8 protein-coding genes and 2 pseudogenes are annotated in these 12,546 nt (G+C 52.6%); 4 read left to right on the top strand and 6 right to left on the bottom strand.

The features are described 5' to 3' along the window. Positions 1-31 precede the first annotated feature (31 nt). Positions 32-1,102, top strand: a complete 1,071-nt coding sequence (locus N6C22_RS13440; RefSeq protein WP_261651628.1) for a glycosyltransferase family 4 protein — start codon at positions 32-34, stop codon at positions 1,100-1,102. Positions 1,103-1,556: 454 nt separating this feature from the next. On the opposite strand, the gene N6C22_RS13435 is transcribed toward N6C22_RS13440, so the two are convergent. The 3 genes from N6C22_RS13435 to N6C22_RS13425 all read right to left on the bottom strand — a co-directional run bounded on the left by N6C22_RS13435 (position 1,557) and on the right by N6C22_RS13425 (position 4,440). Further along, positions 1,557-2,195: a PHP domain-containing protein gene (locus N6C22_RS13435; protein ID WP_261651627.1), complete on the bottom strand. Its 639-nt coding sequence runs from the start codon at positions 2,193-2,195 to the stop codon at positions 1,557-1,559. After that, entirely contained in the window at positions 2,192-3,010 is an 819-nt protein-coding gene (locus tag N6C22_RS13430) for a UbiA prenyltransferase family protein (RefSeq protein WP_261651626.1), read from the bottom strand. The genes N6C22_RS13435 and N6C22_RS13430 overlap by 4 nt, the downstream gene beginning before the upstream one ends. Before the next feature lie 83 nt (positions 3,011-3,093). Further along, on the bottom strand, positions 3,094-4,440 hold the full coding sequence (locus tag N6C22_RS13425) for a DolP-mannose mannosyltransferase (RefSeq protein ID WP_261651625.1): 1,347 nt from the start codon (positions 4,438-4,440) through the stop codon (positions 3,094-3,096). Between the two features lie 353 nt (positions 4,441-4,793). On the opposite strand from N6C22_RS13425, the gene N6C22_RS13420 reads away from it, so the two are divergent. Both N6C22_RS13420 and N6C22_RS13415 read left to right on the top strand, forming a co-directional pair. After that, complete coding sequence (locus tag N6C22_RS13420) at positions 4,794-6,095, top strand: sulfatase (protein ID WP_261651624.1); 1,302 nt, start codon at positions 4,794-4,796, stop codon at positions 6,093-6,095. A gap of 54 nt (positions 6,096-6,149) precedes the next feature. Continuing rightward, on the top strand, positions 6,150-7,124 hold the full coding sequence (locus N6C22_RS13415; protein WP_261651623.1) for a lysylphosphatidylglycerol synthase transmembrane domain-containing protein: 975 nt from the start codon (positions 6,150-6,152) through the stop codon (positions 7,122-7,124). A 644-nt stretch (positions 7,125-7,768) separates the two neighbouring features. Here N6C22_RS13415 and N6C22_RS13410 read toward each other — a convergent pair. From N6C22_RS13410 to aglG, 3 genes and pseudogenes are all read right to left on the bottom strand, one after another. Beyond that, a pseudogene (locus N6C22_RS13410) lies at positions 7,769-7,893 on the bottom strand (IS1595 family transposase); the annotation flags it as partial. 112 nt (positions 7,894-8,005) lie between these two features. Next, positions 8,006-8,410, bottom strand: a pseudogene (locus N6C22_RS21210) (glycosyltransferase family 2 protein); the annotation flags it as partial. 40 nt (positions 8,411-8,450) lie between these two features. Further along, positions 8,451-9,389 (bottom strand): glucosyl-dolichyl phosphate glucuronosyltransferase, encoded by a 939-nt coding sequence (gene aglG, locus N6C22_RS13405; RefSeq protein WP_261651622.1) that lies wholly within the window; start codon positions 9,387-9,389, stop codon positions 8,451-8,453. 117 nt (positions 9,390-9,506) lie between these two features. On the opposite strand from aglG, the gene N6C22_RS13400 reads away from it, so the two are divergent. Further along, positions 9,507-12,509 (top strand): oligosaccharyl transferase, archaeosortase A system-associated, encoded by a 3,003-nt coding sequence (locus N6C22_RS13400; protein ID WP_261651621.1) that lies wholly within the window; start codon positions 9,507-9,509, stop codon positions 12,507-12,509. Positions 12,510-12,546: the final 37 nt, after the last annotated feature.

The following is a 12,546-nucleotide window of genomic DNA, read 5'->3' as shown; positions in this document are numbered from 1 at the left end:
CTTTTTTATTCAGATAGGGGACCTTCAGTGTATGAAAGTGATGTTCGCCCCCTTCTTTTCGGGGAACCAATATCAGGAGCTGCTCTCTTCGGCGCTACGGGAGGAGGGGGTCGAAGTGATCGGCGAGCGGTGGAACATCCCATTTTCCCCGTTGCTTCTCCAGGTAATCTTGTCGAGGGTAGATGTACTTCACGTCCATTGGACACACCCGTATTTCCTTTTCGGGAGCAAGCGTCAGCTGTACTCGCTGCCCCTAAGCAGATTGGTGTGTCATGTCGCTGCCATCGTCTTCCTGCTGCAGGTCTGGATGGCATCGATAGTCTGTGAGAGAGTGGTGTGGACCATCCACAACAGATGCAACCACGAACAACGATACGAGGACCTCGACCAGTGGGTGAGCCGCCGTCTTCTCCGCACCGTCGACGGTGTGCAGGTGTGGGATAGTCGGACTCGCGAAGAGATTGAATCGTATCTGGACGTATCGCTCCCAGAGGTCTACGAGGTCGCTCACGGGAACTATCGTCCGCTCTATGAGGACCAATCCTACTCCAGAGAAGAAGCGAGGGAGGCGATTGGCGTCGACGACTGCGAACGGGTGTATCTGTTCTTCGGAGTGATTCGACCGTACAAGCAGGTTCCGCTGCTCATCGAGCGATTTCAGGCACTTGACGAAGACGGTGCGTGTCTCGTGGTCGCGGGTAATCCCAAGTATACGGACCTGCGAGACGAGATTGAACAGCTTGCGAGAGGGGATGATACGGTACACCTCCACATGGAATACATCCCTGACGAGGAGGTCCCGCTGTACTTTTCGGCCGCCGATGCAGCGGTTTTCCCGTACAAGCACATCTTCAACTCCGGCTCTGTTTTACTCGCGATGACTCTCGGGGTACCGTTCGTCGCTCCGGATAAAGGGAGCATCAAGTCCGTTTCTCCCCCTGACAACATCCTGTACGACGACCTTGACGAGGGGCTCAAACGGCTCTCTGAGTTCTCCCTGGAAGAGTTGGACTCCATCGGCACCCAGAACAGAGAAACAGCCGAGACGAACCACGACTGGTCGGACATCGCTGCCGAGCACGCCTCAATGTACCGAGTCTAAATTGGCCTAGTCGGCAGCCCAGAGCGCAACCTCACCGAAAATCGAACACTGGTAGTTACGCTTGAACAAGTTCTTGTGTAGTACATTGTTGATGGGCGGTGACCTGCGATTCGCAGTTGAGGCAACCGACTTGATAACGTGTCTCGGGAAATCGAGAAACGGCATTTGTAAACCGGGCACAGGCCTCCGAGGGACTTTCAACTATCTGCTTCAAAAGAGCGATGCCAGTATATCCCACTATTGCTGTGTATATTCGTACGAATGCGTGCTCATCGCTTCGTCTACAATGATTCAAGCAAAATAGATTGCTTGTCCGTTTATTAGAAACCGACCCAAACATACGCACCAATTTTAAACACTTAAATACAATAATTAACCTGTGCAATTTAAAATGTTGCGTTTTATTTGACTGTTTCAACCCACGTTATCTTGACAACGACCTTGACGCCCATATTTAAATCCCGACTCGAGTTAGGCTCTGGTGAACCTTCGTCGCGATATGACCAGATAAATAACTACCGCGACCTCTGGGAGCACAATCTCCGTTCCGAATCGCATCTAGTGGGTCACCCTGACAAAGGGTATATGCCCGACCTAGCTCCAGTTGAAAGTGACCGTCACTCCCGCCTGTTTGGGCGAGATCATATTCTTCTGCAAATTGCTTTGCTTCTCTGTTGAACCTCGGCATAATACATCGAGAGTTACAGGTTTCGACGCCGTCTACGTGGGCGGCTATCTCTTCCAAATCCTGATTGTAATACTGGCGAAATGTATCGAAAGGATGTGAAAGTACAGCAACCCCACCTTGGTCATGAACATGCTCGATAACACTAATTGGGTCGGTCTGTGGAGGTACCTCAGAAATCCCTAATGCAAGTAGATGTCCTTGAGTAGTCGTTATTTCTGCGGCAGGAATAATATCTAGACTCGGGGGAGCAGCTTGCTCGACGAATTTAACATTTTTTATCGTATCGTGGTCCGTGACCGCAATACCATCGAGGCCTGCATCAACTGCGCCCTCGACCAGTTTTTCGGGAGATATCCGCGAACAAGGCGACGCATCTGTGTGTACTTGGAGGTCGTACAGTTTCATACCAGATACGATAGAATCAGTTGTGGTACCTCATAAAGAACTATGATTGACAGCGCAACCCAAATTAACATATTAAGTATGGTTTGAGGGTCGGTGAGCAAATATTCTGGCTTACCCGCAATATTTTTTGACTCCAACAAATAGTGATATCGGAAAACGCCAAAAAACGCACAAGGAATAGTAAGCATCATCATTGAGCTCGTCCCGGAGAACGTATAAAGTGAATATGCCATCAAAAGACTCGACATAGTAATTAAAAGCAAATTATCAATCGAGCCTCTCATATAAACACGCAGTGCAGGTCGGGTTTGGTTGATATTTTCGACGTTTTCGATTTCTCCTCGCCGTTTTCCGAGCGCAAGTACTAATGCCAACAGAAATGTGCTTACAATCAGCCAAGGACTCAGTTTTGCATCAATCGCAAAGACTCCAGCGATTGCTCTAAGGACGAACCCGAAAGCGATAACGAGTACGTCAACGAGCGCCACTCGCTTGAGATACAGTGAGTATAACACGTTTTGGGCAATGTATATAATAAGCATGCCGAAAAAGAGTGTTCCAACCCAGTATGCGGCAGTCAAGCCGCCAACGACAAGGAAGCCAGCAACCACCGCTGCGATTGAAACCGGAAGATCACCGCTGGCAATTGGCCGATGCTGCTTCCGTGGATGAGCGCGGTCCTCCTCAATGTCGCTGATGTCGTTGAAAATGTAGGTTGCTCCCGCAATTGCTGTGAACGAAGCAGCACCAACGATTAGCGTCAGCATTTTGTTCATTTCGAACAAATTTTTCGAGAAGACGATGCCAAGGAACATTACACCCTGCTTGTACCACTGCCAAGGCCGGACCTCGTAGACGAGTCCTCTAATTAGCGTCAATGGAGGATATGAATAGGACATTAGTAGGTGCAAACCTCCTGGGTCGGGTCCGTCCCCGTTCGTTCGATATACGTTTTTGATTGCTTGTTAATCCAATAGTGGCACCGATCTGGGAGTTGCTTTTCCCAATAAAGCGTGTAAATGGAGGGAACACTGTCTCGGACAGACTCGTCTGGTTGATTCGTGGTGTCTGAGACACCCATCTGTTGTTTTGCGAGCGTACCGATGGCTCCGTAGATACCCCGGTCGGTCTGATCAATTCCTGTGTCGTTCGTCTGGACGGAACCAAATACAAGTCCCAGACCACCTGAACCAATCCCACTCACAAGTAAACAGACAGCGAAAACGAGTGCAAGAGTTTGCTGTCGGTTAATCCTTAATGAAGAAAAATAATAGCCCATCAAGATTGCTACGAAAGGGAAACAAACAACGAGGTCAACTGTGCCATCGAAGTCGAGGAACAGTATTTGAAGTGCGAACCACGCAGTCCCAGCCACGGCAATAACCGGATCTCGTTCGTCATCAGCAACGGCAGTAACCGTGGCAGGAATCGCGAATACGACGACTATAGTAGCGTATTTTAAACGAAGTGGAACATTGTATAATCGAGTGAGGAGCTCAAGCAGTGACCAGCTATCAGATGAAGACAGGGGTGCGATAATCGCACCGCCAACTAACGCGGTGACATCCCACCAGATGAAAAATGGAAAGACGACGAGGATAACAGCTGTAAGAGCTCCAGCTACTAACCACAGCAGTGACGTTTTATCCCGGTGAAAGATTAGGTAACCGGCTACAACGAGCACATATATGATTGCAAGTTGCCAGAAAGCGGCACTCATCGCAGTAAAAAGCCCGGCCGAGAAATTCCGCTCTTTTAGCAGAAGATAGATTCCGAGCAGTCCAAAAAGTGCGGCGAAGAATTTTGGGCGATAACCTTGTGAGGCCGTGATGTGGAACCCTGCGAATGAATAAAGAGCTGCGGCAGAAAATACTGCAGCAGAACCACTATCTGTTAGTTCGAATGTTAATAGTGCAACCAGTACACCGCAGAGAACGGCTGCCAGCCCTGTCACTGCGATACTGAATATATACAACAATAACATGTTTTCCCCAGTGATAGTTGCCATGAGAAAACTCAATTCGTGAACAAGCGGCGGCTTAGGGTCCCAAAAATGAACATAAGGAGTTACCCCTTGCGTGATAGACCACCCGAAATGAAGGTAATACAAAACATCGGGTGTAATCTCCGTTTTTGAGGTTGAAGTTACAGTCCTAGCAACCGAGATGAACTGTATTATTAGTAATAGACAAACAGTTCCTATCAGCCACGAGTTTGAACGTCGCTGAGATAACAGCCGTTGCATCTAAACGACAACATCCGCTAGCAAGTAATTAATGTTCTGTTCGAAGACTATCACAAGAAGTGCGAAATCGTTAAATAACAGCTTTTCTAATTTGCCGTTAATTAACAATGGCAAAAGAAACGGTTTCTCTATCTAATGCGTTAGTCCAACGAATTGAGGACCGAGTGTCGAAAACCCGTTTCGATAGCACGGAAGAATACGTTGAATACGTTCTGGAGGAAGTACTATACCAAGTTGAAAAGAATGCAGAGAACCGCGAGTCGGTCGATGAAGGAGAAGTAAAGGATCGGTTGAAGTCACTGGGATACATCGATTGAGGACTGCAGCCCAACTATTGAACTTCTAATAACAAAATGGATGAAGAATTAGACGATATCGTTCTTGTAACGGTCGATAGTCTCCGAGCAGACCATTGTGGGTTTATGGGGTGCGAGAAACCCACGACACCTACATTGGACACATTCGCAGAAGATGGTTTAGTCTTCGAGAATGCGATTGCTCCGGGACCGAGCACGTCGGAATCCGTTCCTGCAATCCTCACCGGCCACTACCCAGTTCCTCGACCGAACAGTCAGACCACGATAGACGAGCGAATCGACCAGATTGCACCGCACATGGAGGCCCGGACGAATCTTGCACAGCGCATGTCGTCGCTTGGATATCGGACTGCAGCATTCACCCCTAACCCATTCACGTCTCGGTACTTCGGATACGGAAATGGTTTTGATAAGTATCAAGATTTCTTGGACGGCTCTCGAAATAAGCTATATGAACGTTTTTTAAAAGGTACATTCAGCGGAAGTCGACTCTATATGCCAGTTCGGATTATGATGAACTGGTTCCAACGAGAAGAGGCATTCAAGCCGTGGAGTGATTTCTACAACGAGATTATTGAATGGACAAATCAGTCCGACGAACCTTACTTCATCTGGATATTCCTGATGGATGCCCATCACCCGTATTTGCCATCAGAGGACCACCGATCAATTTCCAAGCCGGATCTCTACTACGCAAACTGGAAACTCCGGTACAAGAACTACGAACCCCCGCTGGGTAAGCGAGCACACCAAAACTTGGTACAGTCGTATTGTGACTCTATCAAGTACGTCGATGAGTTCGTAGACCGAATCACCAGGGACTTAGCAGACGACGACCCAACAATCATCTTCACATCTGACCACGGAGAGTCATTTGGTGAACATGGAACGTATGAACATCACGGAGGAGCGTTCGGCCAGAATGGAGAACAAGAGTATCACTCGTACTTATACGAAGAGAATATACATGTCCCACTGCTCATTATCAATAGTAAACGGGCGGGAAGAGTGGAGGAACCGGTATCTCTCCGATCCCTTTCGAAAATTGTCGTTGACGAAGCTGTCGGCCGGAACGAGACAGCATACGGGGAGAAATTCGTAACCTCGCAATCAATGAACGGAGAAAAGATCGCAGTACGCGGTCGCCGGTACAAGTACATCCAGACTAATCAAGGATCGAAACTGTATGACCTACAGAAAGGAGAAGATGCGGAGATAGATAACGACGTACTTCATGAGCAACTAGCAAGGATTGCGGCGATTAGCACTCAAACCGATAAGGAATCAACGGACATCGTGAAGGCAGGATTCGATGTGGCCTCAAAAAGTGACTTATAAACTGGCGGGCTGACTTGTGAGATTTGTGTGCGTGAACGTATGAGCAGACCTTTGATGAATCGAATTCAGTCCTATGGGTCACATCCATTCGTGAGACATGGAGTAACACTAGCGGTTTTGGCATTTTCTACAGTGTACCTTTGGACGACTGTCGACATATTTATTGCAATAGAACAGGTTAAATCAGCTAATTTAAAAATCTGGGTTCTATCCCTCATCGTGTTTTACGCGACAATTTTATTCCGTACAATCAGGTGGCGATTTTTGTTATCAGGGATGGGGTTGGAGCCGGAACTACGTTCAGCAAACAGACTGATGTTCTTGAGTCTGTTCTTCAATACGATTCTTCCTGCAAAAAGTGGAGACCTCTATCGCTGTTATTCTGCATCGGAAGAATACGGCGAAAGTAAGAGTGCTCACATTGGTACCGTCGCGGTAGAACGAACAACGGATATCACGCTTCTCCTGCTCGGTCTTCTCATCGGATCGGCATCGTTATTTGAACGACTCATATTATCGCGCCTTTCCGGCACTGCCGCACTAGGTGTCAGCATCGTTGGTATGAGTGTAACGGCATTCTATGTGATTTTATCTTACCATGAACTGGTCCCTCAGAAGGTAAGAGATATATCTGTGGAGTTTTTGAGGGGATTTACTGCAACGACAACATTCAGCGGTACGTTGGTGTTTCTTTTGTTGAGCATCGTCATCTGGTCGATGAACGTGGTTCGAATTGGGCTCGTCACGATGTCTGTAGGAATTAATATGAGTCTTCTCAATATCTTTCTCATCGCGATTCTCATTACGGTTCTTACCGGACTACCAATTACGCCTGCTGGCATCGGCATCGTAGAGGCGATTACCACATCAACGCTCGTGTTCTTCGGCATCGCTGCAAGCGATGGTCTCGCATTTGTTCTCGTAGATCGAATGATCACCATCGTGTCGATGGTGGTGTTCGGTTCTGTGTACTTCTATTACACCCAATCAAATAGGAACCTCCCGTCACGAGACCTCGAGAAGCCTTGATAGGCTGCTACTTGGCCCGAGGTTTATTAAAAAATTTCCAGACGTATCTGGACAGATGTTGTGCGGTGTTACGGTGACTCGCCGTTATTGAACTGGACTGGCATGGGGACTACATCTTCGAACCGAGAGCTTGACGGTCCAGACCTGTACGAACAACCCCGTGTACGAGCGGTCACCACCTCGTATTAATCGCAGTTACTACATACTTGTTGTAGGAGGCAAGTACAACACAAAGTGCACTGTGAATAAATCATTCCTGAAAATCTTGAGCTCTTTGTCGCAGTCTTCAATATGACGCTTTTCAACGCATCTTCTATTTTCACCCCTCTCAGGCGGTAGCTGAAGACAACCAATCACAACTTTGCCATGTCATCGTGAGAGTATTTTGTTAAAATCCGGCTCCAGGGAGAGTAATCCGTATACTGAGAATTTCAAAGCCGGTCGCTACGCCTCTTCTTGGTACAAAAAATAACAAGACAAAAGTGGTGAGCATGATAGTTGTGCCTCCAATACTGAGTCGCGTGCGACCCGTCGTATCTACCCGTGGTTTCGACATCGCTCGATGCCACGCCGATAGAATTTTACTCGTCTCTTCAGAATCGGTCCCTAAAATAAACGCTCTTGTGAAGTACATTGCTGGTGAGTCAGAGAACTGCTCGAAAAACCACTTTGAGTGCTTCTTGACTAGGCTTTCGAAGATTCGTCGTCGGAGTTGGAACGGTCTGAGATATACTGTCAACTTGTCTTTTGGGACGCCTTGATGTGGTGTCCTCCTCAGATCTTAGCAGTTCAAATGGGAACATATCGGGTGACGCATGCGCATCGTCTCGACCGCTACGCTTTCGCAGTATCAACTCTCCCCGACCAGAAACCTGCGTGACAAGAGCGATATATTTGAGATACTCGTTCTTGTCCGCAGACGCATCGGGAATCAGGTGGCCCATGACGCGCTTCGAGTAGCCCTGCCGGAAGGACCGGCTCACTAACCATCTGAAGTCACCACGGTACTCGAATCGTTTGTGATGTACCACCGCTCCCTTATTATAAATCACACTACGCAGGTATTCCTTTTGCAGCCTGGCACCCACTGTACTCTCGTGCGCCTGGATGTGCTTGTCACCTTTTCGCCCAACCTTTTCGTCGAATCCACCGACGTTCAATAGCACGTCACGACAGAGCGAGCTGTTGGATCCGTTTATTTTCTACATCTCCTTCATGTGCTGACTGAGGCCCTTCTCTTCACAGCCGTAGAGCCAGTAAAACTCCGCGGGGAATGAGTCTAGCTTCGGTATCTTCCACGCCGATGCGACAACTTACTGCTCGTGCTTACGCGTTCGCCTTCTCGACGACGTCAGGCGTCACCATCGCGTACAGGTAGCCGAGTCCGACGACAGCGGTGAAGACGAAGATCGTGACCAACTGTTTCACCTTCGGCATCGACGGGGACCGAACGAGTTCGGCAATCCGTTTCGGCACGTACTGCGTCATAAGCTGCTTCAGGTACGCGCTCTTGTCGTCGGGTGCGTTGGGGTACAGCAGGTCCATGACTCGCTTCGAGTATCCCTGCCAGAACGACCGGCTGACCAGCCACCTGTAGTCGCCCCGGTAGTCGAAGAGTTTGTGGTGGACGACCGCGTCCTCAATGAATACCATCCCTCTCCCGTACTCCTCTAGCATCCGAATTCCGACGGGGGCTTCGTGCGCCTGGAGGTGTTTCTCGCCCTTCCGACCCGTGTTCGGGTCGTACCCACCGACGTTCAAGAACACATCGCGCCGGTAGGATATGTTCGACCCATACGTATTCCGGACTTCTTCACCATCCTCGGCGAACCCTGGTTCGACGCAGCCGACGAGCCAATAGAACTCGTCGGGAAAGAAATCCGGTTTCTCGACTTGCCAGTCTGGCCTAACGTCTCCACCAACTGCCAGTGCATCCGTACTCTCGTACGTCCCGACCAGCGTCTCTATCCAGTCCGGTTCCGCAGTGGCATCGTCGTCGATCATCGCGACAATCTCACCGTCGGCCAGCTCCGCACCTTTCGTCCGGCTGTAGGAGATACCACGGTTCTCGTCGTTACAGTGGATTCGGAGATTAGGCACGTCACCGAAATCATCGACAGTCCACTCGTACACTTCCTCGTTTCCGTCGATAACCAGTACCACCTCGAGGTCTTCGTATGTCTGTTCGAGCACACTTTCGACGCACTCGTGGAAGCACTCGTAGCGGTCCGTCGGATAGGTACAGACGACGACGGATACTTTCATTGTTCGCACCAATCATGGAAGCGCGAATAAGGGTTTTGAAAATCGGGTGAAGGGAAGGTGTCTACACATGAACGGATTACACAAGGCTTATTCGTCGCTTCAGACTTTTCCCGTACAATGAGCACGTCGACTGGCGAGCAGACGGAATCCGAACAGGTCCGTTCGGACTCCGTCATCGAGCTTTTCAAACGCTGGTATCACGTGCCCAGTGTGGGGCTGATCATGGCCTTCATGCTCTGGGTGCGGCTGCAACCACTAGATAACTTCACACGAAACGGCGAGGTGTTCTACGCTGGCAACGACGCCTGGTACCACCTTCGTCAGGTCTCCTATACGGTTCGCCACTGGCCGACGACGATGCCGTACGACGTCTACAGCGAGTTCCCGACAGGGGTTCGTGCGGACCAGTTCGGGACGCTGTTCGACCAACTCGTCGCGACTGGTGCACTCATCGTCGGCCTCGGCGACCCCTCCCAGCACACTATCGCGATGACACTTCTGGTCGCGCCGGCCGTTTTCGGGATGCTGGTGGCGATTCCCACGTACCTCATCGGCAAGCGCGTCGCTGGGCGCTTCGGTGGTGTCACTGCTGCGCTGGTCCTCGCGCTCCTTCCGGGCGTGTTCCTCCGTCGGTCAACGGCCGGTTTCTCCGACCACCACGTCGCGGAGGTCCTGTTCCAGGCGCTTACCGTGCTCGGCATCATGGTGGCGCTCCGCTCGGCCGAGCGTGAGAAACCCGTCTACGAGCTCGTCGCGGACCGCGACTGGGATGCGATGCGGACGCCGGGCAAGTGGGCCGCCCTCGCCGGTATCTCGGCTGGCCTCTACATGTGGGTCTGGCCGCCCGCAGCGGTGCTCCTCGGCATCCTCGGAGTGTTCTTCGCCATCGCGCTCTCCATCGAGTACATCGCGGGGCGCAGCCCGGACCACCTCGCGTTCACCGGTGTGGTCGTCGGTGTTACCTCCGCATTCACCGTCCTCCTGAGCATCGACCAGTTCAGTCTCGGCGTGACCTCACTCTCGCCACTGCAGGTCGGACTCGGCCTCGGCCTCGCTGCAGGCTGTGCGTTCATGGCCTGGCTGGCACGGACGTGGGATACGATGGAGACGGAGACGCTGCGAAACGCCTCCCTCGCCTCCTTCGGACTCCTGTTCTTCGCTATCATCCTCGCAGCGGTCGCCGGACTCCCCTTCCTCGGGCTCCCGTTCGCGCTCATCCTCGTCTTCGGTGGGCTCTTCGGCGGTGTCGCGTACACGCGAGACGAGAAAGCCGAGAAGAAAGCCTACTATCCGGTGGCGATCTCCTCGATTCTCGTGGCAGGACTGGGTGCACTCAAACTCGTCGCCCCCGGCGCGTTCGGTATCCTCATCCGGAACGTCAACCGCACCATCGCCTTCGCACAGAGCGACACCACGCTGACCATCGGCGAAGCGCAGGCGGTCGTCGGTGCCGGTGAGCCGTTCGTCCAGACGCTGACCCAGTTCATGGGCGCACAGTACGGGCTCACCTACGTGGTCGCCGCGGCCGCGTTCGTCTGGCTCGTCTGGGACCTCTACTCGAGCGACAAGTATCGCTCCGAACTCCTGTTCGTCCTCGTCTGGTCGACGTTCATGTTCCTCATGGCGATGACGCAGGTGCGGTTCAACTACTACTTCGTCGTGAGTGTGGCCGTCCTGAACGGCTTCTTCATCGGCCGCATCGTCCAGGTCGTCGGCATCCCGGACGTTTCGACCGACGATATCGACGTCGAGCCATATCAGGTCATGTCCATCGTGGCGGTCATCATGCTCGTCGTCATGCCACTGACGCCGGTGCTGGCGATGACCTCAACGACCGTCGACGCCCAGGCAGACAGCATGGGTCCCGGATCGGTCATGCTCTGGGACAACAGCACGGACTGGATGCGAAACAGCACGCCAGCACCTGGGAAGTACGGCGGTGCGAACAACGAACTCGGGTACTACGAGACGTACGAGAACCAGGACGACTTCGCGTACCCCGAAGGCGCGTACGGCGTGATGTCCTGGTGGGACTACGGGCACTGGATCACGGTGAAAGGCGAGCGTATCCCGGTCGCCAACCCGTTCCAGCACAACGCGAAGGCGGCGTCCGACTACCTGCTCGCGCAGAACGAGACGCACGCCAACCTCCTGCTCGAGGCACTGCCGAACATCGACCAGGCGGACAAGCCCGTCGACCAGCTCTCGAACGAGGACCTCCAGCGACTCGTCGACCAGCAGAACGACCAGCAGGCCAGTGAGGACACCCGGTACGTCATGATCGACTACCAGATGGCGAGCAGCAAGTTCGGTGCCATCGCTACCTGGACCGGGCCGGACCCACAGACCTACTACACCAACAAGCAGGTCAACATCAACAACTCGTCCGTCGTCTTGCCCGGCATGGGTGAGCAGTACGAGCGGACGATGCTGTCGCGGCTGTACTTCGACGACGCGAACGGGCTGGAGCACTACCGGCTCGTCCACGAGAACCCCTCGCAGGTCGGCTTCGCGTCCCTCGCGGTCCAGCAGAACGGTCGCTGGCAGGCGGCGGCGGTCAACCGCGCACTGAACATCCAGCAACTGCTGCAGTACCAGTTCAGCCCGCAGGTACACGTGTACGACACGAGCGTCGAATCGGTCGTCAAGACCTACGAGCGCGTCCCCGGCGCGACGGTTGCCGGCCAGGCGGACGTCTCCAGCGCGACGAACGTGACCGCGAAGGTCCAGCTCAAGTCCCAGACGACCAACCGGACGTTCAACTACACGCAAACGGTCCAGACGGACGACCAGGGTAACTTCGAGATCACGGTGCCGTACGCGACCGACGACTCCCTGACCGTCGAGGACGGGAGCACCGACACCGTCGTCGAGGCGACTGGCGAATACACCATCACGGTCGAGGACTCTAACGAGACCGGGACCGTGGCGGTGCCCGAATCGGCCATCATGACCGAGGACGGCGAACCCATCACCGTCGAACTCTCCGCCGCAACCGGTAGCTCGAACAGCACGGTGAGTACAGACGCGGCCAGCGGCTCCGAATCCGAATCCGCTGCCGACGAAGACCAGCCGCGACTCGTCCGGACTGAGGCTGGCACGCTCGCCCGCGCAGCCTAATCACCGAAGGACAACCGTTTTCTCGCTTCCAGCGATA

It is taken from the genome of Haloarchaeobius sp. HME9146, from assembly GCF_025399835.1.
Classification (GTDB): Archaea; Halobacteriota; Halobacteria; order Halobacteriales; family Natrialbaceae; genus Haloarchaeobius.
The sequence above is the reverse complement of the archived record's forward strand: the minus strand, read 5'-3'. Positions and strand labels throughout refer to the sequence as shown.